Genomic DNA, 23,459 nt, shown 5'->3' with positions numbered 1-23,459 from the left:
CGCGCGCCCTGTCCGGGTCAGGAAAGGGTAAGCCGGGGCCGGTAGATGTCCAACCACTGGGCCAGGTCCAGCGTCTTTTCGAGGCCCTTGCGGGACGCCTGGGTGATCTGCGGGGCGGCGTGTTCGGCGGCGTGCTTGAGCCAGTTGCGGTCGACGATCTCGAAGACCGGGTGCGAAGAGCGGGCCAGCAGGTCCTTGGCGTGCTGCTGGAGGGCGACCGCGTACTTGGGGTCCTGCGTCGACGGGTAGGGGCTCTTGACCCGGTCGTACACCGACTTCGGCAGGACGTCGGCGGTGGCCTCGCGCAGCAGGCTCTTCTCGCGTCCGTCGAAGGACTTCAGCGCCCACGGCGTGTTGTAGACGTACTCGACCAGCCGGTGGTCGCAGAACGGCACCCGTACCTCCAGGCCCACGGCCATGCTCGCGCGGTCCTTGCGGTCGAGCAGGATGCGGACGAACCGGGTCAGGTGCAGGTAACTCATCTTGCGCATCCGGTACTCGAAGTCGCTCTCGCCGTCGAGCCGCTGGATGCCTTTGACCGCGGTCCGGTAACCGTCGCGTACGTACGCGGGCAGGTCGAGGGAGTCGGCGAGCGCGGGGACGAGGATGTCGCCGTCGTCGCCGAAGTGCTCGGCGACCCGGACGAGCCAGGGGAAGGTGTCGGCCTGGCGGGCCTGCTCGTCGAAGAACTGCTTGTAGCCGCCGAACACCTCGTCGGCGGACTCCCCGGAGAGGGCGACGGTCGAGTGCTGCCGGATCGCCTTGAAGAGGAGGTAGAGCGAGGAGTCCATGTCGCCGAAACCCACGGGTATGTCGCGCGCCCGTATCACTTTCGCGCGCACCTCGGGGTCGGCCAGCGCGTCCGAGTCCAGGACGATGTCCTGGTGGTCGGTGCCGGAGAGGCGGGCCACGTCGTGGACGTACGGCGTGTCCGGGGTGGCGCGGAGGTCGTCGGCCACGAAGTGTTCGGTCTGGCCGACGAAGTCGACGGCGAAGCTGCGTACGGTCTCCCCCGTCTCCGCCAGCTGGCGGGCCGCCAGCGCGGTCATGGCGGAGGAGTCGAGGCCGCCGGAGAGCAGGGTGCACCGCGGGACGTCGGAGACGAGCTGGCGGCGGACGATGTCGTCGAGCAGCGTACGGACGTGGGCCACGGAGGTGTCCCGGTCGTCCTCGTGGGCGCGGGTCTCCAGCGACCAGTACACGTGGCGGCGCAGGCCGCCGCGGTCGACGGTGACGACCGTGCCGGGCTCGACCTCGTACATGCCGTCCCACACGGCGTGGCCGGGCGTCTTGACGAAGGCGAACATCTCGCGGACGCCGTCGGGGCCGACGCGGGGCTCGGCGAGCGGATTGGCGAGGATCGCCTTGGGCTCGGAGCCGAACAGCACGCCGTCGGGGGTCTCGTAGTAGTAGAACGGCTTGATGCCCATGCGGTCGCGGACCATGACGAGCCGTCGGCGCCGCTCGTCCCAGACGGCGAACGCGTTCATGCCGTTGAGCCGCTCGGCGACCGCCTCGCCCCATTCGAGGTAGCCGCGCAGCACGACCTCGGTGTCGGACTCGGTGGTGAACCGGTGGCCCCGGGAGACGAGCTCTTCGCGCAGCTCGCGGTAGTTGTACGCCTCGCCCGAGTAGACGATGGCCACCGGGCTGCCGTCCGCCTGCTGCACGGTCATCGGCTGGCGGCCGCCCGGCAGGTCGATGATCGCGAGGCGGCGGTGCCCGAGGGCGGCCGGGCCCTGCACCCACGTTCCGCGGTCGTCGGGTCCGCGGCAGGACATCGTCTCCGTCATCGCGTCGACGGTCCCCTGCTCAGCCCGCAGGTCACGATCGAAGGAAATCCAGCCGGTGATGCCACACATGCCATGTCCTCCTGTGTCCGGTCCGGGGAGGCGGGCCGTCCGGCGGCGGTGCGCGGGCGCCGTGCGCGGGCAGGGCGCGGCCCGGCGGTCCGGCGCTCCCACGGATCAGTTGTATCGAGCACCTATGTAACGAGGGTGTTCCTCGCGGTGGCGCACCGTCAACCTGGCCGTAACACGGCAAGGCCCGCCCAACGACTCGCTCCACGGGCGGTTTTGCGGAACGGACAGGGGGATTGAGCTGCGGATTCGTCGGGTGGTGACAGGTGGGGAAGGGGGCGGCGGATGGGGCATCGCTTACGACAATGTGAGCAAGGCTTTACCTGGGTCCGGCCGGCGTCACGGTGGCCGGGCCGTCGCCTCCCCGCCCGCCGTATCCGCTTCGCCCGCCGTATCCGACTCGCCCGCCGTCGCCTCCTCGCCCGCCGACAGTGGCGGGCCGATGGTCAGCAACGGCCGGTAATGGCCCGCGGGGTACGGCTCGCCGATGAGTTGCCCGTCGGCTTCGCCCCAGGCGTGGGCGGAGAAGGGGTGGGTGCGCACGCCGGTACGCCAGGTGGGCCAGGTGCCACGGGCGCGGCAGAGCAGGCACACCTGTCGCCGAAGGTTCAACCGGCGGACAGCGCTCCAGGTCGCTCCCCTAGCGGCGGAAGATGTGCAGCGTGCGGCCCAGCGCGCTGCCCATCCGGCGGACGAGGCCGCGTCGGCGGCGGGGCGGGGTGACGGCGCCGGCGGCCCGCCAGTCGGCCGCCTGGGCCACCATCGCGGTCAGGCTCCGGTAGAAGGCCGAGGAGCGGTCGGCCCCGTCCAGGTCGGCCCACGTCAGGAGGTGCGAGAGGACGCCGTCGTACTCGTGGTACGGGCGGGCCCGCAGGTGGTCGGTGAGCTTGGTCCGGATCGCCCGCTGCCGCTCGGGCGGCAGCCGGGAGGAGGGCAGTTCGTCCAGCAGCTGCTGCACGTGGCCGACGACCAGGTCCACGAAGGCGTCGCGGCGCCGCGCGTCCACCCGCCCCAGGCGGGCGTTCTGGTGGTCCTCCTCCCGGTCGGGTGTCTCGTTCCGCACCCGCTCCTCCTCGGCCGCGGAGAGCCGGGGCACCGGGAAGTTCAGCATCCGGGAGTCGTACGCCTGGTCGACCGCGACGTGGGTCAGCTCGTGGACCAGCACCGCGAGGTGGTCGCCGCGCGACATGTCAGGGGTGTGGGCGTAGGAGACGGTGTACCGCCCCTGGCCGAGGTCGCGGGTGTTGCCGCCGCCCGCGCCCGCCGTCCGCTCGAACTCCGCCCGGTTGACGTGGCCGAGCAGTTCACCGAGCAGCCGCTGGACGTACGGGTCGCGGGTCTCCCTGGAGTAGTCGTGCAGCAGTTGCCGGTCCTGTGCCGTCGAGTCTTCCGCCACGATGCCCTCCGCTCGGTGTGGCCCGGGGTGCGGTGGGCGGCCGTGCCGGCGTGCGGTACCGCTGCCGTCGCACCGCACCGGTGGGGCGGTGTCCCGTGCTCGCGCGCCAGTCTGCTGAGACCCGGCCGCCGCGCGGTATACCTAATCCCGCCTCACCGCCCGCCTCTGCCCTCACCCCTGGCCCCGAAGCCTCAGCGTCCCGAAGCCTCAGCGTCCCGGCGCCTCGGCATCCCAGCGCCCCGGCATTCCGACGCCCCGGCGTCCCGGCATCCCGGCATCCCGGCGCACGGTGCCCCGCGGCCGTCAGACGCCCGTGCTGCCGTCGATGCGCTCCCGTATGAGGTCCGCGTGGCCGCAGTGGCGGGCATACTCGGCGATCATGTGGGAGTAGATCCAGCGCAGGCTGACCTGGTTGTCCCGCCACAGGCCGGTGTCCTCCAGCGCGTGGGCGGCGCAGTTCTTCCGGGCGTGCTCCACCTCGGCCTGCCAGAGGAGGCGGGACTTCGCGTAGGTGGCGTCCGCCTCCAGCCCGAACCCGCGGTCGGCGGGCTGGACGTCGGCGTCGGCACTGCTGACCGTCGGAACGTCCTCCCCGGTCAGCACCCTGCGGAACCAGGTCCGCTCGACCTCCGCCAGGTGCTGGACGAGACCGAGCAGGGTGAGCGAGGAGGGCTCCGCCGACGCGGTGCGGAGCTGCTCCTCCGTCAGGCCGTCGCACTTCTGGGCGAGGGTGGCACGGTAGAAGTCGAGCCAGGCTTCCAAGGTGGTCCGCTCGTCGGCGGTCATGGACGGGAACGTGCGTTCAGGTGTGGTCATGTCCGTCATCGTGACACGAGGGACTGACAACGCCGTCGAGCACGGTGTCTCCGCCCGGGGCGGCTCCGTCCGGTACGGCTCCGTCCGGTACGGCTCCGTCCGGTACGGCTCCGCCCGGGGCCGTAATGTGCCCCGCTCCGTCGCCTTCGGCGATCGCCCGCAGCGCCGCCACATGCCGCCGGTACACGGCGCGCCCCTCGGCGGTCAACGCCAGCCAGGTCAGGGGGCGGCGGCCGGACCGGCCCTTGGACACGGCCACCCAGCCCGCCGCCTCCAGCGCCGCGACCTGCTTGGAGAGGGCGGAGTCGGTGACCTCGACCAGATCGCGCACCACGGCGAACTCTGCCCGGTCCACCGGCGACAGCGCCGCCACCACGGACAGCCGGACGGGCGAGTTGAGCAGCGGCACGAGGGCGTGCCGGGGGTGGCTGCCGCCTGTACCGGCCTGGGGGCTCCCCTCCGTCACGACGACCGTCGCCTTTCGAGGACGGCGCCTGCGACGAGCGGCAGGGCACACGCCGACGCCGCCACGACCGCGAACGTACGGCTGTCCACGAACACGAGCTGCCCGAACAGGATCGAAGCGGAGTAGAGCGCGGCCCACATGCCGATCAGCACGCCGTGCCGGACCCCGAACCCGCGGCGCACGATCCGCTGCCGGGCGGCGTACAGCGAGATACCGGACACCAGGACGGTCGTGGCCAGCGTGAAGGTCAGCGCGGCGGCGAACCCGTGCCACAGCAGCGCCATCGGGACGAGCACCGACTGTCCCGCGGCGAAGACCCACAGATAGCGCGCGTACCACCCGCTTCGCGCCCGCGCGGCTCTCTCCATCGCGGCGGCCCGCTCCAAGGCGCCCATGCTGTCACCGGCTCCGTACACGCTTCCCCTCCGTCGCACACCGCGTCAGCCGGGCCTGCCGCCCGTACTTGCCATGCCGACAAACACTTTCCATCTCGGCAAGTACAAAGACGACCCTGCGCCCCGCCCGCCCGGAAGTACAGACGCTTTTCAGCCGTCCGCAGGCGACGGCAGCGGCAGTTCCGTCCACACCGTCTTCCCCTCACGGGTGTGGCGGGCGCCCCAGCGGTCCGTGAGCTGGGCGACCAGGAGGAGGCCGCGGCCGCCCTCGTCCGTGCTGTGGGCGCGCCGCAGGTGCGGAGCGGTGCTGCTGGGGTCGGAGACCTCGCAGATCAGGGAGCGGTCGCGGATGAGCCGCAGGGTGATGGGGGTGCCGCCGTACCGGTAGGCGTTGGTGACCAGTTCGCTCACCACCAGCTCGGCGGTGAACGCCAGCTCCTCCAGGCCCCACTCGGTCAGCTTGGCGGCCGTCGCTTCGCGCGCTTCCGCCGCGGCGGTCGGCTCGGCGGGCAGGTCCCACGAGGCGACACTCTCCGGGGGCAGCGCACGCGTACGGGCTACGAGCAGCGCGACGTCGTCCCGGGGATGGTCGGGCAGCAGCGCGTCGACCGCCGCCTTGCAACATTCCTCCAGGCCGCGTGCGGGCCGCTCCAGTGCTTCGCGGAGCAGTTCCAGCCCTGCGTCGAGGTCCCGGCCGCGTACCTCCAGCAGCCCGTCGGTGTAGAGGGCCAGCAGGCTGCCCTCGGCGATGTCGATTTCGGCGGACTCGAACGGCAGGCCGCCCAGCCCGAGGGGCGGCCCCGCGGGCAGGTCGGGCAGGGTCATCCGGCCGTCGGGGCCGACCACGGCGGGCGGCAGGTGGCCCGCGCGGGCGATGTTGCAGCGGCGGGAGACCGGGTCGTACACCGCGTACAGGCAGGTCGCGCCGATGACCTGCGGGCTCTGCGGGCCGCCGTCGGCCGACTCCTGCTCCTCGGCCAGCCGGTTGACGAGGTCGTCCAGGTGGGAGAGGACTTCGTCGGGTGCGAGGTCGAGGTTGGCCAGGGTGTGCACCGCCGTACGCAGCCGGCCCATCGTGGCCGCGGCGTGCAGCCCGTGCCCGACGACGTCACCGACGACCAGGGCGACCCGGGCGCTGGAGACCGGGATGACGTCGAACCAGTCGCCGCCGACGCCCGCCGCTGGGTCGGCGGGCAGGTAGCGGTGGGCGACCTCGACGGCCAGCTGTTCGGGCAGTTCGCGCGGCAGCAGGCTGCGTTGCAGGGTCAGCGCCCCGTAGTGCTCCTGGGTGTAGCGGCGTGCGTTGTCGATGCAGATGGCGGCGCGGGAGACGAACTCCTGGGCCAGTACGAGGTCGTCCTGCTCGAACGCCTGCGGCCGTTCCGCACGCCACAGGCTCACCAGGCCCAGCACCAGGCCGCGCGCCGCCAGCGGCACCACGATCAGCGAGTGGGCGCCCAGGCGCAGCGCCCGCTCCGAGCGTTCGGGGTCCTGGATGTACCAGCCGGGGCTGGCGGCCAGTTCCGGTTCGAGGATCGGCTGCCGCGCGGTCAGGCACCGGGCCTGCGGCGTCCCCGGGGCGAAGCGGAACACCTCGCCCACCGGGTACATCACGTCCAGCCCTTCCGGCACGACGGACCGTACGGCCGTACGGTGCACCGGCACGTACGACCCCCGGGTGGGGTCCTGGCCGCGGGTGACCGGTTCCAGCAGGTCCACGGAGACCGCGTCGGCGAGGTCGGGGACCGCGACCTCGGCGAGTTCCCGGGCGGTCTGGGACACGTCCAGCGTGGTGCCGATGCGGGCGCTCGCCCGGTTGAGCACGGCGAGCCGGTGCTGGGCCCGGTGCCGGTCGGTGACGTCTTCGACCATCTGGGTGACGCCGAGCACCGCGCCGGAGGCGTCCCGCATCCGGAAGGCGGACACCGACACCACCCGTTCGTGGCCGGGATCGGCGCGCAGGCGGCAGGACTGCTCGGTGAAGATCAGCGGCTCGCCCGTCTCCAGCACCCTGCGCAGCCGCTCCTCGATGGTGGCCACGTCCTGGCCGATCAGGAAGTCCTCCATGCGCAGGCCCCGGTGCGCCGCGGCCGGCCGCCGGCTGATGCCCGCGATGGCCCGGTTGATGCGGAGGATGCTCAGGTCGGGGGCGTGCACGGCCAGGCCGATCGGGGAGCGCCGGAACAAGCCGTCCAGGACCGAGCGGTCGATCTCCCACTGGACGACCTCCGCGGCGGGCGCGGCGACGACGTACCACTCGTGCCGGGAGCCGCCCCGCTCGACGGGGCGGACCCGAAGGCCCAGCTCGACGCGCTGCCCGTCGTGGTGCCGGACGGGCAGGAGGCCGGACCAGCCCGCCTCGCGCCGGGCCGCCGCGACGGCTGCCGCGGCGGCGGCCCGGCCGTCCGCGGCGAGCAGGAACGTGTCCGCCCGCTGCCCGAGCACCTCGCGCGCCGGATGGCCGAGCAGGGCCTCGGCGCGTTCGCTCCAGCCCACCACGGTGCCCTCGTCGTCGAGCACCGCCGAAGCGGCCCGGCGCAGCGCGAACGGGTCCTCCGGCCGCTCGGTGAACTCCGGCACCGGTGCGTCCATCGCTTCGCCCCTTCGACTCGCCGACCGGGCCCTGCGCCGTCACCATCCCTACGGCGACTCCCCGGCGTGACCCCGAGATCATGGTGTGAGCAACTGTGCCCAGTATCGTTTCGGGCCGCCCGCACCGCGCCCCGGGCGGGCGGCCGGACGCCGGCCGGCTGGGCCGAGTGGGTGGCACGGCGACGGCAACGTGCCGGGGCCCCGCCGTTCGACGGCGGGGCCCCGGTGTGTCGGGTGGTGCGACGCGCACGGCGGGCGATCCGGCCCGGCGCTGCGCGCCCGTGGCGCGGTCACGCGGCGGGAAGCGCTTCCCCGCTGCCGGCCTCGGCGGCACCGATGGGCGCCACCGCGTCCCCCGGGGCCGGTGACGCGGAGAGCACGGAGTCGTCCTCCACCCGGGCTCCCGGCAGCCGGTGCCGGGCCGCGATCAGGGCCGTGTCGACGTCGCGGGTGCCGGTGGAGACGCACAGGGTGTAGGCGACGTCGTCCATCCGCTGCCGGACCTCCGGGCTCCCGTCCGCCGCGTTCAGTACGCGCAGCGTCTCGTACTGCTCGACCAGGTCACGCAGTACAGCAGGGTGCGCCAGCAACATCAGGGGCCTCCTCGTTCGCCACCGTCCAGGAACAACTGCGCTCCGTGTACCCGGCCGCCCCACCCGTACGCCCCTCACTTTCCTCCGCTCGCACAGCCGCTCTCGCGGTGGTTCGAACAGCCGCTCGCGCAGCCGCCTCCGGAGCACCCGTGTCACCCTGCGAACTCGGGCTGTACCAGCCCCCGCCCGGCGTCCGGCACCACCAGCAACGAGCCGCCGAGCGGCGACCTGCCCGGCCCGCCGCGCGCCGTGGTGACGTACAGGTCGGTGAGCGCCGTGCCGCCGAACGCGCAGGCCGTCGGGCGGCCGGCCGGCATCGGTACGATCCGTTCCAGTACGCCGTCGGCGCCGTAGTGCCGCACCTGCGCGCCCTTGAACATCGCCACCCACACGCCGCCGTCGGCGTCCACCGTCAGTCCGTCCGGGTAGCCCGCCGTGTCCGCCGGGTCCGCGATCTCCACGAAGGGACGGCGGCCGGTGACCAGCCCGTCGTCCGTGACGTCGAAGACGTCGACCCGCCGGGTGGGCGTGTCGATGTAGTACATCCGCCGGCCGTCCGGGCTCCACCCGGTGCCGTTGCTCACCGTGACGTCCGACAGGACGCGGGTGGCGCGGCCGTCCGGCGCGATCCGGGTCAGCGTGCCGCGGCCCGGCTCCTGGTCGTACGCCATCGTGCCCGCCCACAGCGCCCCGTCGGGCGCCACGGCCGCGTCGTTGCCCCGGCATCCCGCCACGGGTTCGCGGCACAGCCAGGCGAAGGCGCCCGCCGCGTCGTACGCGCCCACGCCGTCCCGCAGGTTGACCACCAGTCCGCCTCCGGTGCGGGGCTTGGCGGCGCCGACGTGCTGCTCGGTGGCCAGCACGGTACGGCGGCCGGCGGCCGGGTCGAAGGTGTGGACGCGGGCGGAGAGGATGTCCACCCAGATCAGCCGCCCGGCACGGGCGTCCCAGGTGGGCCCTTCACCGAGCCGGGCGGGCGCGGCGACGGCGACTTCCCAGGCCCTGGTCACGGCTGCTCCATGCGCTGACGCCCTTCGTCCGTCCGGACCGCCCGGTCCCGCCGGGGATTCGGCACACCGGTCACTCACCGATATCACGGGCCGGGCCCGGGCAGCAGCCGCAGTTACGGCAACGGGCGGCACCGGTCCCTCCCCCGCCCCAGAAAGGCTCCAGACAACATGTAGACCCCTTGCAGATCGGTTCCTGCACACTGGCTGCGCGTTCCGGCCGGACACGACGGTTCCCTTTCCGGCTTCTGGACGCGACCACAAAGCCAATTGGGAGGTCCTCAATGCCGTCCGCTCTTTTCGGGGTCCCTGACGAATACGACGTGATCGTCATCGGCGGCGGGCCGGCCGGGGCGACCACCGCCGGGCTTCTCGCGCAGCGCGGCCGGCGGGTGCTCGTGCTGGACCGGGAACGCTTTCCCCGTTATCACGTCGGGGAATCGCTCATCCCGGCCTTCATGCGGCCCATGCAGGAGATGGGCATCACCGAGCGCATGGACGCGCGGGGATTCGAGCGGAAATACGGCGGCACGCTGGTCTGGGGAAACAAGCAGGTGCCGTGGAATTTCTCGTTCATCGAGGGCGGCGGGCACGAGTACGCCTTCCACACCCGGCGGGCCGACCTGGACTCGCTGATCCTGGACCGGGCCAGGGAGCTGGGCGCGGTCGTCATCGAGGACGCCACCGTCAAGGAGCCCGTCCTGGTGGACGGCCGGGTCAGCGGGGTGCGCTTCGCGCTGCGCGGGCTGGACGGGCTGCACGAGGTGCGGGCGCAGCTGGTCGTCGACGCCTCGGGGCAGGCGCGGGTGCTCGGGCGCCGGCTCACCGAGGTGGAGTGGCACGACGAACTGCGCAACGTCGCGGTGTGGACGTACTTCGACAACTGCGAGCGGCTGCCCGGCGACGAGTACACCAACATCCTCATCGAGGGGCTGGACGGCGGCTGGTTCTGGGCCATCCCCATCGACAAGGGCACGATCAGCGTCGGCTATGTGACGCGCTCGGCCACCGCCGGTGAGAACGGCCAGTCGCTGGAGGACCTGTTCCACGCCGAGCGGCAGCGCACCACCAAGCTCGCGAAGATGCTGGCCGGTGCCCAGCAGTCGGCCGGGTTCCGTACGGCGCGCGACTGGTCGTACCACAGCAACCGCTTCTACGGCGACGGCTGGGTGCTGGTCGGGGACTCGGCGGCCTTCGTGGACCCGCTGTTCTCCACCGGGGTCGCCCTCGCCACCCTCGCCGGCAGCACCCTGGCCAAGATCGTGGACCGGATCGTCGAGCACCCGCAGATCGAGGAGAAGGCGCTGGACCGGTACGCCACCGCGTACTCCGGGTTCTTCGACGAGATCCGGACCTTCGTGGAGCGCTTCTACGACCAGTCGAAGTACAAGGAGTTCTACTACAGCCTCGCCCAGGAGATGGTCGACCCCGAGCGCAAGAACGAGCCGTCGGCGGACTTCGTGACCCTGATCTCCGGGCTCAGCGGCCGGCACCCGCTGTTCCAGATCAGCCTCGACGACCTGATAGCCGACGCCACGGCGCCCGGCGCCGCCGGCGTCTGAGCAGCGGCCGCGGGCGACGGTGAGTGGGGGAAACCGAAGGTGACCAGCCAACAGGTGCAACTGCTGTTCGTGGATCTCGCCCTGATCCTGTTACTGGCCCGCGGCCTGGGCTGGCTGCTCGCCCGGGTGGGCCAGCCGCCGGTCGTCGGCGAGATCCTCGCGGGCATCCTGCTCGGGCCCACGCTGTTCGACGGGGCGGTCGCCGGAGCCCTGTTCCCCGCCGACGTCCGCGCTCCGCTGACCGGCCTGGCCGACGTGGGGGTCGCCCTCTTCATGTTCATCGTGGGGCTGGAGATCGACACCACGTCCCTGCGGGGCCGGGGACGGGTCACGGCCGTGTCGGCCTTCGGGTCGACGGCCGTGCCCTTCCTGCTGGGCACGGTGCTGGCCCTGTGGCTGCTGCACGAGCATCCGAGCGAAGCACCGATGGCGTTCATCGTGTTCGTCGGGCTGTCGCTGTCGGTGACCGCCTTCCCCGTGCTGGCCCGCATCCTGGCCGACCGGGGACTGACCACCACGGAACTGGGCGGGATCGCGCTGGCCACGGCCGCCGTCGTGGACGTGGTGGCCTGGGCCGCGCTGGCCGCGGTGCAGGCCACCGTCGGGGGCGGTGGCAACCACTGGCTGGTGGCGCTGGTCCTGCCGTACGCGGTGCTGATGTTCACGGTGGTGCGGCCCCTGCTGAGCCGGGCGCTGCTGCGCGGCGGGACGGCCGCCCGGCTGACCGCTCCGGCCGCCGCGGTCGTACTGGTCGGTGCGCTGCTGTCGGCGACGGCGACCGAGGCGATGGGGATGCACTTCATCTTCGGCGCCTTCGTGTTCGGCCTGCTGATCCCCCGGCACGGCGCGGCCGAGCTGCGGGCCGACCTGCTCGACCACACGGGGCGGATCACGTCCCTGCTACTGCCGGTCTACTTCGTGGTGGCCGGGTTGCAGGTCGACCTGGGGCGGCTGCGCGGAGCGGAGCTGTTGCAGCTCGGCGCGATCCTGCTGGTGGCCGTGGCGGGGAAGTTCGGCGGCACCTTCGTCGCCGCGCGTACCCAGGGCCTGCCGGCGCGGCCCGCCACGGCACTCGGCGCGCTGATGAACACCCGCGGCCTGACGGAGCTGGTGATCCTCGGCATCGGGCTGGAGCTGGGACTGCTGGACGGCACGCTGTACTCCCTCATGGTCGTGATGGCCGTCCTCACCACCGCCATGACGGGCCCGCTGCTGTCCCGTGTGTACGCCAGACCCGTGGACCTGGGATGCCCCGCGGGCCATCGCGAGCCGGACCCCGTGAAGGCGTCCTCCGTCTGAGGGTCCGCCATCGGGCCGGCCGCGGCGCGCACCGTCGCCCGGGTCCGGCCCCGGTCCCGCGGCCACCGCCGGCGGGAGAAGCGCAGGACGCGCGCATCGCGCAGGAAGTGAGCCGAGAGGGACATGCGGTTGGTGGAGCGGGCGACGGAGCTCGCTCAGATGCTGGAGCTGCTCGGGGAGTGCGCGCCGGACCGCGGCGGGGCCGCCGTGATCAGCGGGGGCATCGGCTGCGGCAAGACCGAGCTGCTGTCGGCCGTACGGGACGTGGCGGCGCGGGAAGGGTTCCTGGTGCTGAGCGCGATCGGCTCGTGGGCCGAGCGCGAGTCGCCCGGCAGCGTCATGTTCCAGCTGCTGCGCGGCGCCGAGGGGCCGCTGGGCGCCTGCGCGGAACTCGCGGTGCTGCTGGACCGCGTCACCCGCAGACACGAGCGGCCCGGCGCCGTGGACGGCCACGGGGCGTCGGGATTCGCCCAGCAGACCCTGGACGCGGACACCACGGGCGCCCTGCACCGGCTGTGTCTGGCGGTCATCGGCGCGGCCGCGCGCACGCCGGTGCTGCTGTGCATCGACGACGTGCAGTTCACCGACTCCCTGTCGCTGTACTGGCTGCTGCGGCTGCTGCGCCGGGCGCCGTCCGCGCCGATCGTCGTCGTGGTGGCGGAGTGCACGCTGTCCAAGCCCGCGCATCCGCAGTTGCACGCCGCGCTGCTCGCCCGGCCCGGATACCGCCGTGTCCCGCTGGCCCGGCTGACCGTGGCGGGCGTCGCCGAACTGATCAGCGACCACCTGGGGGCCCACGCCGAACGGATGCCGGCCGCCGCCTGCCACGCGGTCAGCGGCGGCAACCCGCTGCTCGTACGGGCGCTGGTGGAGGACTGCCGGCAGGCGGGCGAGCCGACCGCGGGCGCCGTACCGCAGCTCGTGGTCGGTGACGCCTACGCCGAGACCGTGCTGAGCTGCATCCACCGCGGCCGCCCCGTACTGATGCGGCTGGCCCAGGCATTGGCCGTGCTCGACACGGACTCCGAATCCTCCCGGCTGGCCCGGCTGCTGGAGGAGGACGAGGCCACCATGAGCCGGGGCGCCTGTGCCCTGGAGGCCGCCGGGCTGCTGGATTGCGGACGGCTGCACCCGGTCGCGCGTACGGCCGTACTGGAGAGCCTGGCGCCGCAGCAGCGGTCCGCGCTGCACGCGCGCGCGGCCGTACTGCTGTACCAGGACGGCGCTCCGGCGACGACGGTGGCCCGGCTGCTGATCGCCTCGGAGGACCGGGGGCAGCCGTGGGCGATGGACGTACTGTGCGAGGCGGCCGAACGGCATCTGGCGGGCAACCGTGTGTCGGACGCGCACGCCTGTCTGGAGGCCGCGCTGCGGGTGTGCCAGGACGACGAGGCCCGGGTGGGCATCAAGGCGCTGTACGCCGGTACGGCCTGGATGCTCAACCCGTCCATCAGCGCCCGCCACCTGGGCGAGCTGGCCACCGCGCTGCACGACGGGCGGCTGCCGGACCGGCACGCGCTCACGCTGGCCAAGTTCCTGCTGTGGCACGGCCGCTTCGACGAGGCGCTGGAGGCCGTGGACCGCATCGGCGAGGGGCAGCCGGGGTGCGATCCGGCGGCCGCCGCGGAGATCCGGGCGACGCGGGAACTGCTGGCGACGACCTACCCGGGCTCGGTACGCCGGCCGCCCGGTCCGCCCGGCGGCCGGCGGTGGGCTGCCGGGCGGGCGCAGGACGATCCGCGGGTGCTGGGTGCGGCGGCCCTGGCGCAGGTTCTGGCGCACGGGCCGGACGACGAGGCGGTCGCCGACGCGGAGGCCGCGATGCGGGCGATGCGGCTGAGCAAGAGCACCCAGGAGTGGATCGTGTGCGCCACCTCGGTGCTGGAGTTCGCCGACCGGCTGGAGGCGGTCGCCAACTGGTGCGACCACTGGCTGGAGCAGGCCCGTACCCGGCGGGTGCCGCTGTGGGAGGCGGAGTTCGCGTCCCTGCGCGCGCGGGTGGCGCTGCGGCAAGGTGATCCGTTGCAGGCCCGGCGGCTGGCGCAGGCCGCGCTGGCGCAGGTGCCGGCCGAGAGCTGGGGTGTGTGCATCGGAGGGCCGTTGTCCAACCTGGTGCAGGCGGCCACCCGGACCGGGGACTACGACGCGGCGTCCGAGTACCTGGAGGTCCCGGTGCCCGCGGGGCTGTTCCGCAGCCGCTTCGGCCTGTACTTCCTGCACGCGCGGGGCCGCTACCACCTGGAGACCGGACGCCCGTACGCGGCGCTGGACGACTTCGCCACCTGCGGGGCCCTGATGCAGGCCTGGCGGTTCGACCAGCCGACGCTGGTGCCCTGGCGCTCGGAGGCGGCCCGCGCGCACCTGGCCGTGGGTGACCGGGAGCGGGCGTACGAGCTGGCGCGGCAGGAGCTGGCGCTGGCCGGGGAACGGCCGTCGCGGGCGCGCGGGATCGCGCTGCGGACGGTGGCCGCCTGCGGGCCGGACGACGGGCGCCTGGAGCCGCTCACCGAGGCGGTCGCGCTGCTGCGCGGCTGTGGTGACCGGCTCGAACTGGCCGGGGCACTCGGGGAATTGGCGCACGCGCGCACGGCTGCGGGGAACACCGGGCAGGCCCGGCAGGAACTGCGCAGCGCGCTGCGGCTGGCCGAGGCGGCCGGGGCGGTTCCCTTGGCGCGGGCGCTGGCCGCCCAGGCCGAAGGGGTGCCGCGCGGCGGTTCCGGGGGCCGCGCGCACCCGGCGGACCTGTACCTGCTCAGCGGGGCCGAACGCCGGGTCGCGGTGCTCGCCGCCCTGGGTCAGACCAACCGGGAGATCGCCCGCCGGCTGGCCGTGACCCCGAGCACGGTCGAGCAGCACCTGACACGCGTGTTCCGCAAGCTCGGGGTCCGTACCCGGCAGGAGCTGCCGACCCACGGCATCCCGCTGGACGGGGCGGACTGACCCACCGCCCGCCACTCATCGGCTCATTCGACGGCTCACTCATCGGCACGGACTCATCGGCACAGCAGAAAGGCGAGGGCCATGCAGAACAGTCGCGGCGCGCAGGGACGCGCGGACACCTACGACGTGGCGATACTGGGGGCCGGCATGGCCGGCGGCATGTTGGGCGCGGTGCTCGCCCGCAACGGTGTCCGCGTGCTGCTGCTGGACGCCGGCACCCATCCGCGGTTCGCGGTGGGCGAGTCGACCATCCCGTACACCTCGGGGATGACCCGGCTCATCGCGGACCGCTACCGGGTCCCCGAACTCAAGCCGCTCTCCAGCCACAAGGGCATCAGCCGGCAGGTGTCGCGCTACTGCGGCCAGAAGCAGAACTTCGGCTTCGTGTACCACCGCGAGGGCAGCGCGCAGCACCCGCAGGAGATCAACCAGCTGGTGGTCCCCCAGGCCATCCGCACCGAGACCCACCTCTTCCGGCAGGACGTCGACGCGTACCTGTTCCACACGGCGGTCAAGTACGGTGCCGAGCCGCTGCTGAACACCCGGGTCACGGACGTGGACATCGACCCGGAGTCGGGGGCGGTGCTGCGCACCGAGCACGGCCGGGAGTTCCGGGCCAGCTACATCGTGGACGGCAGCGGGTTCCGGTCGCCGCTGGCGGAGAAGTTCGCGCTGCGGGAGACACCGACCCGGGCCCGTACGCACTCCCGGTCGCTGTTCACCCACATGATCGGGGTACGGCCCTTCGACCGGGCGCCGGCCGCGGCCCGCCACGACCAGCCCAACCCCTGGCACCACGGCACCCTGCACCACGTCTTCGACGGCGGCTGGCTGTGGGTGATCCCGTTCGACAACCACGCCGATTCCCTCAACCCGCTGTGCAGTGTGGGGCTCACCCTGGACCCGCGGGCCTTCCCGAAGGACGACACGCCCCCGCAGGCCGAGTTCGACGCGTTCCTGGGCCGGTTCCCGGAGATCGCCTGGCAGTTCCAGGACGCCCGTACGGTACGGCCCTGGGTGTCCACCGGGCGGCTGCAGTACTCGGCCAAGCAGGTGGTCGGCGACCGGTTCTGCCTCACCTCGCACGCGGCCGGGTTCATCGACGCGCTGTACTCCCGCGGTCTGACCAACACCATGGAGATCGTCAACGCGCTGGCCTGGCGCCTGATCGCGGCCGCCCGCGACGGCGACTGGTCGACCGAGCGCTTCGCGTACCTGGAGACCCTGCAGCAAGGCCTGTTCGACTTCCACGACGACCTCGTCTTCAGCTCGTTCGTGGGCTTTCGTGACTACGAGCTGTGGAACGCGGTGAACCGCACCTGGATGCTCGGCACGATGCTGGGCAACGTCATGCTGGAGGACGCCTACTACCGCTTCACGCGCAGCGGTGACCGGAGCGTCTTACGGGACCTGGAGGACTCCGCGCACCCCGGTTCCCCGCTTCCGGTGAGTCCGGGCTTCAACGCGATGAGCGCGCTCACCCGCGATCTGTGCGTCCAGGTCGACGAGGGCTCGCTCGCCCCCAGGGAAGCGGCCCGGCGCATTCTGGAGTGCGTCCGGCAGGCGGACTTCATCGCCCCGTCGTTCCGGCTCGGACTGCGCGACACCCGGTGTTTCAACATGTCCCCCGGGAAAATGGCGAAGAACGCGGTCTGGTGCCGCAGGGACGCCCCCGAGGAAATCGGCGGGCGGATGATAAACGCGAGCAAGGGACTGGTCCGGATGCGGCTCATGGGCGGATAGCAGAACCCCGTGAGGGGGGTGTCCGCAGCGCCTCGGCCGCACTTCGGCCGGCACCCCCTACTGCGCCCCTAGGGGTTTGTGATGCGGCCCGGAGAAGAAAAAAGGGGGCTGTGTCGGGGGGTCGGGTTCGCCTAGGTTTCCGACGGTGCGGCAGGTAGTTCCGGACTGCAGGAAGTGACTCGGACAATGACTGCGAATATCTCTCGGAATCCCTCTGACTTCCGGGGTCCCGCCGACTCCCGGGTTTTCTCCGGCTCCCGGGACTTCTCCGGCTCCCGGGATTCCGCCGGCTCCCCGGACCTCTCGGACTTCCGGGGCCCCTACGACTCCCGGGACCCCTCCGATCTCCTTGCCGTCGTCGGAATGGCCGGGCGTTTCCCCGGCGCCCCGGACACGGCGGGTCTGTGGGAGCTGCTCCGGTCCGGCGGCCAGGCGATCGGCCCGGTCCCGGCGGACCGCTGGGACGCCGGCGAGCAGCTCGACCCGGAGCGGCGGATCCAGGGGGTCGGCGGGTTCCTGGACGGGGTGGACCGGTTCGACGCCGCGTTCTTCGGCATCTCGCCGCGCGAGGCGGCCGCCATCGACCCGCAGCAGCGCCTGCTGCTGGAGGTCGGCTGGCGGGCCCTGGAGGACGCCGGGCAGCGCGCCTCGCTCCTGGCCGGCTCCCGCACCGGCGTGTACGTCGGCGCCTCCTGGCACGACTACGAGCTGCTGCGCGAAGACCGGGGCGCCCGCCCCACCCCGCACAGCCTGGTGGGCAACGCCCTCGACGTCATCGCCGCCCGCTTCTCCTACGTCTTCGGCCTGCGCGGGCCCAGCATGGCGGTCGAGACCGGCTGCTCGTCCTCGCTGGTCGCGCTGCACCTGGCCGCGCAGGCCCTTCGGCAGGGCGAGATCGACGCCGCCGTGGTCGGGGCGACCAACCTCATGCTGGACCCGCACGTGACGGTGGGGCTGACCCACTTCGGTGCCCTGTCCCCGGACGGCCGCTGCAAGACGTTCTCCGCGTCGGCCGACGGCTTCGTGCGCGGGGAGACGGTCGCCGCGCTGTACGTGAAGACGCTGCGGCGGGCGCTGGCCGACGGCGACCGCATCCACGGCGTCGTGCTCCGCACGGTCGTCAACAACGACGGGGGCGGCGACAGCCTCGTGACGCCCAGCCCCGAGGGCCAGGAGGACCTGCTGCGCCAGGCGTACGGCGGCGGGCTGCTGCCGCCGGGGGCGCCGACGTACGTCGAGGCGCACGGCACCGGCACCGGACGCGGCGACCCGGTCGAGGTGGGCGCGCTCGGCCGGGTCCTGGGCCACGACCGGGGTGACCAGCCGCTGCTGGTGGGCTCCGTCAAGACCAACATCGGTCACCTGGAGGCGGGCGCCGGCATGGCCGGCCTGTTCAAGCTGCTGCTGGCGCTGCGCCACCGCACCCTGCCGCCGAGCCTGCACGCCGAGCAGCTCAACCCGGACATCCCCTTCGACGAGCTGGGAGTGCGGGTGGTGCGCGAGCCGGTGCGGCTCCCCGCCTCCGGCCCGCTGTACATGGGCGTCAACTCCTTCGGATGGGGCGGCACCAACGCCCATGTCGTGGTGGCGAGCCCGCCCGAGGGCCGACCGGTCCGCGCGGTGGCCGTGCCCCGGGGGCGCCCGGCCCCGCGAGATCCGGAGCTGGCCGAACCTGGCGGCACAGGCACGCCGTTGCGGGCCGAGGCGGCGGAGAGCGCGGAGCTCCCGGTGTTCGTACCGCTGTCGGCCAAGGACCGCACGGCGCTGGCCGAGCGGGCCCGGCAGCTGACCGACTGCGTCCCGAAGACCCCCGGCGAAGTCGACGGCCTGGCCGGGACGCTCGCCTGGCGCCGCGACCACTTCCCGCTGCGCGCCGCGCTGACGGTCACCGAGCCGGACCGGCTGCGCGCCGCCCTGGACGCCGTCGCAGCGGCGGCCGACGGCGGCGAACTCACCGACAAGGCGGCCGGCATACCGGGCGCCGTGCTGGGCCGGGCCCGGCCGCACGGCCGTACCGCCTTCGTCTTCCCCGGTCAGGGCTCGCAGTGGAAGGGCATGGGCCGCGAACTCTTCCGCGACGTGCCGCTGTTCGCGGACGTGATCCGCCGCTGCGCCAAGGCCCTGTCGCCGCACGTCGACTGGGACCTCACCGCCGTCTTCGAGGACGGCACCGACGACACCTGGACCACCCGCATCGACATGCTCCAGCCCACGCTGTGGGCGATGTCCCTGGGACTGGCCGAGCTGTGGCGGGCCGCCGGCGTCGAGCCCGACGTCGTCCTCGGCCACAGCCAGGGGGAGATCACCGCCGCCACTCTCGCCGGAATCCTGTCGTACGAGGACGCCGCGCTCGTGATGGCCCGCCGCAGCGCGATCGCGCGACGCACCTCGGGCCGGGGCCGGATGCTCGCGGTCGACCTGGACCGGGAAGCCGCGCTTGCCGCGCTGGAGGGCTTCGAGGACAGTGTGGCCCTCGCCGTGCACAACGGGCCCCGGGCCTGTGTGCTCTCCGGGGACGAGGACTCGGTGCTCATGCTCAAGGAGCTGCTGGAGGCCGAGGGCACGTACTGCCGCCTCGTCAACGTCGACTACGCCTCGCACAGCCCGCAGATGGACGAGCTGCGCACCGACCTGCTGGCGGCCCTCGAACCCGCCCGGCCGCGCGCCGGGGCCGTCGCCCTGATGTCGACGGTCCGCGGCCGGCTGCTCGACGGCCCCGAGCTGGACGCCGCGTACTGGGTCGAGAACCTGCGCCGTCCGGTCCTGTTCGCCGACGCCATGAGCGCCCTGCTCGACGACGGCGTCACCCACGTCGTGGAGATCAGCCCGCACCCGGTGCTGGCCCCGGCCGTCGAACAGCTCGCCGCGCCGCGCCCCGAGCCCGCGGCCGTACTGACCACGATCCGCCGCGACCAGGGCGACCGGGCGGCCGTCGCGTCGGCCCTCGCCCTCGGTTACGTCGCCGGCCTGGAGCCGTTCGGCGCGCTGCCCCGGCACGCGGACGTGCCCGTGCCGGGCTACCCGCTGCGGCCGGAGAGCCACTGGGTGCCGCGCCGCCCCCGCAGCTCCGGCGCCACCCGCGGCTTCGCCGCGCACCTGTCCCCGGCGCCCGGCGCGGCGGGCACCTGGCACGGGCCGCTGGAGCTGTCGGTGACGGACCAGGCCTGGCTGGGCGACCACCGGGTGCACGGCACGGCGGTGCTGCCGGGCACGGCGATGCTGGCCATCGCCGTCAACACGGCGCGCGCCCGCTGCGGTGCGGGGCCGCTGCGGCTGACGGACGTCGCCTTCGTGAAGGAGGTCGCGCTGTCCGAGCAGCCCGCCCGGCTCACCGCCGAGTGGCACGCGGACCTCGCCGACGGCGGACGCTTCCGGCTGCTGGCGCTTCCCGAGGGCGGCGGCCCGTGGCAGGTCACCGCCGAGGCACGGGCGTACGGGTGGGACGACGCGGCCGATGCACCCCCGTTCCCCGAGTGGGGGCCGCAGGGGTCAGCGGGGCCGGACGACGGGGCCACGGGCGGCGCCGAGGAGTTCTACCGCCGGTGGAGCGCGCGCGGCCTCGATTACGGCCCGGCTTTCCAGAGCGTACAAAAGCTGTGCCCCGGCCCTGAGGGGGAGGTACTGGGCGAGGTCGTCCTGGCCGACGCGCTGCGGGAGACCGGCCGGCCGGGCGAACTGCACCCGGCGCTGTGGGACGGTGCGTTGCAGGTGGCTCTCACCCTGTGCGAGGACAGGGGCGGGAAGGGCGCGCTGGTGCCCACGGCGGTGCGTCGTGTGCGCCTGCTGCGGGAGCCGGACGAGCCGGTGGCGGCGCTGTGGTCGCACGCGGTGCGCCGTGCGGACGGCAGCGTGGACGTGCGCCTCTTCGACGCCGCCCGGACGCCGTTGATGGTGCTCGACGGGCTGCGTCTCGAACCGCTGCCGGGCGCCGACGACACGGACGAGTCCGCCGGGCGGCTGCATCACCTCGCGTGGCTGGATCTGGCCGGGGCCGCCGACAGCTCCACCGACAGCTCGACCGGCGGCTGCGCCGATTCCGGACAGTCCGGTGACCAGGGCCCGGTGGCGTCCCGGTGGCTCGTGTGCGGTGCCGACGCGGAGGCGCGGGAACTGGCCGGCGCGCTGTCCGCGGCAGGAGTCGAGGCAACGGTCAGCGGCGGGACCGGGGCATTCGACGGTGCCCAAGTGCCCAACGGCGTCGCCTTCCTGACCCCACGCGCCGAGTCCGGACCGCGGGAACAGGAACGCGCCCTGGGCCGGCTCGCCGACGTCGTGCGGGCCTGCGCGGAGCTGGGTGAGCCGCCCCGGCTGGCCGTCGTGACCACAGGCGCCCAGGCGGTGTCCGACGGCGATCTGCCCGACCCCGGTGGCGCCCTGTTCTGGGGCTGGTCCCGGGTCCTGCGGCGCGAGCACGGCGAACTGACGCCCCAGGTGGTCGATGTCGCCGCCGACGACACCGGCTGGGCGGAGCGGTGCGCCGCGGAACTGCTCACCGACGACGGCGAGGACCAGGTGGCCCTGCGCCACGGGCGGCGCTTCGGCGCGCGGCTGGCGCGCGGCGCGGCGTCGGAGGAACGTCTCGCCGCCCTGCCCGCGCAGCACACCCGGCCGCAGCCGTTCCGGCACGGCGGTGTCGGGGCGGACGGCCGCGCCCGCTACGTACCGTTGACGCGGCGCGCCCCGGGAGCCGGCGAGGTGGAGATCGAGGTGACCGCCGCAGCGGTGGAGCCCGGTGCGGCCGCGGGTGCCCCGCTGGGGCGCGGGACCGGTGTCCCCCCGCTCGGCCACGCGTGCGCGGGCCGGGTCGTGGCCGTCGGCCCGGACGTCGTGAGTCCCGTACCGGGAGACCGCGTGGTCGCCGTCGGGACCGGAACAGTGGCGACCCACGTCACCGTACGGGCCGGCCACACGCGTCCGGTGCCGGCCGGGTGGACGGACGCGGACGCCACAGCCCTGCCGATGGCCCTGGTCACCGCCTGGTACGGCCTGTCCCGCCTGGCGCGCCTGGAAGCTTCGGAGACGGTGCTGATCCGAGGTGCGGGCGGCACGTCCGGGCCGGTGGCCGCACAGGTGGCCGGTGCGCTCGGCGCCCGGGTCCTGGCCACCGCGCGGGACGCGGACGAGCGGGCAGCCCTGCGCGAACTGGGCGCCGACGCCGTGTACGACGCACGGGACCTGTCCTGGATCGACGCCGTGCGCACGGCCACCGGGGGCCGGGGCGTGGACGTCGTCCTGGGCCCGGCGGACGGGCCCGGACTGGAACACGGGCTCGCGGCGCTGGCGGAGGACGGGCGGCTGATCGCGGCGGAGACGTCGGCGAACGGCGGTCGCGGCACGGCCGACGGCGGACGGCTCGACGCGGCCGCCCTCGCCCGGGGCGTCACCGTCGCCGGGGTGGACGCGGCGGGACTGCTCGACCGTGCGCCCGACCGCGTGGCCCGGGCCCTGCACGCGGCCTGGGACCTGCTGGAGACCGGCGGGGTGCGGCCCGTCCCGTACCGTACCGCCGAGTTCGCCGGAGCCGGGGAAGCGCTGCGGGAAGCGCTACAGGGAACGACCACGGACCGCGCTGCGCAGACCTGCGTCCTGACGCGCCCCGGGAGCGTCGAGCGGGTGGAACCGCTGGTCCTGCCGGACGGCGACCTGCGCCGTGACGGCACCTACCTGATCAGCGGCGGACTGGGCGCGCTCGGACTGTCGCTGGCGGAGTTCCTCGCCGCGCACGGAGCCGGCGCGCTCGTCCTGCTGGGCCGCTCGGCGCCGGGCCCGGAGGCCGTGGACCGGCTGACGGCACTGCGCGCCGGGGGCACCGCCGTGGAGACCGCCCGCTGCGACGTGGCCGACCTGCCCGCGCTGCGCGCCGCCCTGGACGCGCTCCCCTCGCACCTTCCTCCCGTCCGCGGCGTCTTCCACGCGGCCGGTGTGCTCGACGACGCCACGATCCGCACCGTGACACCGGACCAGATCGCGACCGTCGTACGGCCCAAGGCCGACGGTGCCCGCAACCTGGAGGCCGTCACGGCCGACGAGCCGCTGGACTGCTTCGTGCTGTTCTCCTCGGCCGCGGCCCTGTTCGGCAACGCCGGGCAGGCGGCGTACGCGGCGGCCAACGCCGCCCTCGACGCCTTCGCCGAGTCCCGGCGGCTGCGCGGCCTGCCCGCCCTGAGCGTGCAGTGGGGGCCGTTCACCGACACCGGGCTCGCCGCCGAGGACGCCCGGCGCGGCGCGCGGCTGGCGGAGCGCGGCATGGGCGGCTTCACCACGGCGGAGGCCTGGCCCGCGCTGCTGCGGATGCTTGAGCGGGGCGACGTGGTGACCGGGTACGTACCGCTCGACCTCCGGCAGTGGTTCGACGCGTACCCCGAGACGGCCGCGTGCGGCAGCTGGCAGTGGCTGCGGGAAGCGGCGCGGCAGGGCGACGGACCGGGCGCGCACGCCGCGGAATTCCGTGACCTGCTGGAACGCGTACCGGCGGCGGAACGGTCCGGGCTAGTCGAGAGCCGCGTCCGCGAACTGGCGGGCCGGGTGCTGCGCCTGGAACCGGACGCCATCGGCCACGAGACCCCGTTCAAGACCCTCGGACTGGACTCCCTGATGAGCCTCGAACTCCGCAACCGCCTGGAGGGGGCGTTCGGCCTCCGGCTCTCCCCCACCCTGCTGTGGGCCTACGGCACGCCCAAGGCGCTGGCCGCGGCCCTGGCCGGGCAACTGTCCACGACCGCCGAGGAGGCGGACTGAGCCGGGCCGAGCAGCCCCCGGCCCCACTCCATCGGATCCGACCGCAAGGAAAC

General features: G+C 73.8%; 13 protein-coding genes and 1 pseudogene. 5 read left to right on the top strand and 9 right to left on the bottom strand.

Annotation, left to right across the window (positions count from 1 at the left end):
- Window positions 1-17: 17 nt before the first annotated feature.
- The 9 genes and pseudogenes from asnB to OEIGOIKO_RS35885 form a co-directional block, all read right to left on the bottom strand.
- A complete protein-coding gene (gene asnB, locus OEIGOIKO_RS35925; protein ID WP_125057539.1) occupies window positions 18-1,862 on the bottom strand; it encodes an asparagine synthase (glutamine-hydrolyzing) in 1,845 nt (614 codons plus the stop codon).
- Window positions 1,863-2,198: 336 nt separating this feature from the next.
- A pseudogene (locus tag OEIGOIKO_RS35920) lies at window positions 2,199-2,528 on the bottom strand (lasso peptide biosynthesis B2 protein); the annotation flags it as partial.
- Complete coding sequence (locus OEIGOIKO_RS35915) at window positions 2,500-3,255, bottom strand: hypothetical protein (RefSeq protein WP_125057537.1); 756 nt, start codon at window positions 3,253-3,255, stop codon at window positions 2,500-2,502. The pseudogene OEIGOIKO_RS35920 and the gene OEIGOIKO_RS35915, both read right to left, overlap by 29 nt.
- Before the next feature lie 303 nt (window positions 3,256-3,558).
- Window positions 3,559-4,071, bottom strand: coding sequence for a DinB family protein (locus OEIGOIKO_RS35910; protein WP_170251956.1), 513 nt, complete (start codon window positions 4,069-4,071; stop codon window positions 3,559-3,561).
- Window positions 4,058-4,537, bottom strand: coding sequence for a winged helix-turn-helix domain-containing protein (locus tag OEIGOIKO_RS35905; protein WP_125057536.1), 480 nt, complete (start codon window positions 4,535-4,537; stop codon window positions 4,058-4,060). The genes OEIGOIKO_RS35910 and OEIGOIKO_RS35905 overlap by 14 nt, the downstream gene beginning before the upstream one ends.
- On the bottom strand, window positions 4,534-4,953 hold the full coding sequence (locus OEIGOIKO_RS35900) for a hypothetical protein (RefSeq protein ID WP_125057535.1): 420 nt from the start codon (window positions 4,951-4,953) through the stop codon (window positions 4,534-4,536). Before OEIGOIKO_RS35900 ends, OEIGOIKO_RS35905 begins: the two co-directional genes overlap by 4 nt.
- A gap of 129 nt (window positions 4,954-5,082) precedes the next feature.
- Window positions 5,083-7,524: a SpoIIE family protein phosphatase gene (locus tag OEIGOIKO_RS35895; RefSeq protein ID WP_125057534.1), complete on the bottom strand. Its 2,442-nt coding sequence runs from the start codon at window positions 7,522-7,524 to the stop codon at window positions 5,083-5,085.
- 290 nt (window positions 7,525-7,814) lie between these two features.
- Complete coding sequence (locus tag OEIGOIKO_RS35890) at window positions 7,815-8,117, bottom strand: DUF5133 domain-containing protein (protein ID WP_125057533.1); 303 nt, start codon at window positions 8,115-8,117, stop codon at window positions 7,815-7,817.
- A gap of 152 nt (window positions 8,118-8,269) precedes the next feature.
- Window positions 8,270-9,127, bottom strand: a complete 858-nt coding sequence (locus OEIGOIKO_RS35885) for an SMP-30/gluconolactonase/LRE family protein (protein ID WP_125057532.1) — start codon at window positions 9,125-9,127, stop codon at window positions 8,270-8,272.
- Between the two features lie 281 nt (window positions 9,128-9,408).
- Here OEIGOIKO_RS35885 and OEIGOIKO_RS35880 point away from each other — a divergent pair, with 281 nt between their 5' ends.
- From OEIGOIKO_RS35880 to OEIGOIKO_RS35860, 5 genes are all read left to right on the top strand, one after another.
- Window positions 9,409-10,686 (top strand): NAD(P)/FAD-dependent oxidoreductase, encoded by a 1,278-nt coding sequence (locus OEIGOIKO_RS35880; protein ID WP_125057531.1) that lies wholly within the window; start codon window positions 9,409-9,411, stop codon window positions 10,684-10,686.
- A gap of 39 nt (window positions 10,687-10,725) precedes the next feature.
- Window positions 10,726-11,985: a cation:proton antiporter domain-containing protein gene (locus OEIGOIKO_RS35875; protein ID WP_125057530.1), complete on the top strand. Its 1,260-nt coding sequence runs from the start codon at window positions 10,726-10,728 to the stop codon at window positions 11,983-11,985.
- Between the two features lie 123 nt (window positions 11,986-12,108).
- Complete coding sequence (locus OEIGOIKO_RS35870) at window positions 12,109-14,925, top strand: AAA family ATPase (RefSeq protein ID WP_125057529.1); 2,817 nt, start codon at window positions 12,109-12,111, stop codon at window positions 14,923-14,925.
- Window positions 14,926-15,006: 81 nt separating this feature from the next.
- Window positions 15,007-16,668 (top strand): NAD(P)/FAD-dependent oxidoreductase, encoded by a 1,662-nt coding sequence (locus OEIGOIKO_RS35865; RefSeq protein WP_125057528.1) that lies wholly within the window; start codon window positions 15,007-15,009, stop codon window positions 16,666-16,668.
- A gap of 363 nt (window positions 16,669-17,031) precedes the next feature.
- Complete coding sequence (locus tag OEIGOIKO_RS35860) at window positions 17,032-23,406, top strand: type I polyketide synthase (protein ID WP_125057527.1); 6,375 nt, start codon at window positions 17,032-17,034, stop codon at window positions 23,404-23,406.
- Window positions 23,407-23,459 lie beyond the last annotated feature (53 nt).

Source organism: Streptomyces paromomycinus (assembly GCF_003865155.1).
GTDB classification, from domain to species: domain Bacteria; phylum Actinomycetota; class Actinomycetes; order Streptomycetales; family Streptomycetaceae; genus Streptomyces; species Streptomyces chrestomyceticus.
The sequence above is the reverse complement of the archived record's forward strand: the minus strand, read 5'-3'. Positions and strand labels throughout refer to the sequence as shown.

Bases quoted from the DNA above. Each gene is read 5' to 3' on its own strand.
- asnB (WP_125057539.1), bottom strand. From the start codon at position 1,862: ATGTGTGGCATCACCGGCTGGATTTCCTTCGATCGTGACCTGCGGGCT.
- OEIGOIKO_RS35910 (WP_170251956.1), bottom strand. From the start codon at position 4,071: ATGACCACACCTGAACGCACGTTCCCGTCCATGACCGCCGACGAGCGG.
- OEIGOIKO_RS35895 (WP_125057534.1), bottom strand. From the start codon at position 7,524: ATGGACGCACCGGTGCCGGAGTTCACCGAGCGGCCGGAGGACCCGTTC.
- OEIGOIKO_RS35890 (WP_125057533.1), bottom strand. From the start codon at position 8,117: ATGTTGCTGGCGCACCCTGCTGTACTGCGTGACCTGGTCGAGCAGTAC.
- OEIGOIKO_RS35880 (WP_125057531.1), top strand. From the start codon at position 9,409: ATGCCGTCCGCTCTTTTCGGGGTCCCTGACGAATACGACGTGATCGTC.
- OEIGOIKO_RS35870 (WP_125057529.1), top strand. From the start codon at position 12,109: ATGCGGTTGGTGGAGCGGGCGACGGAGCTCGCTCAGATGCTGGAGCTG.
- OEIGOIKO_RS35865 (WP_125057528.1), top strand. From the start codon at position 15,007: ATGCAGAACAGTCGCGGCGCGCAGGGACGCGCGGACACCTACGACGTG.
- OEIGOIKO_RS35860 (WP_125057527.1), top strand. From the start codon at position 17,032: ATGGCCGGGCGTTTCCCCGGCGCCCCGGACACGGCGGGTCTGTGGGAG.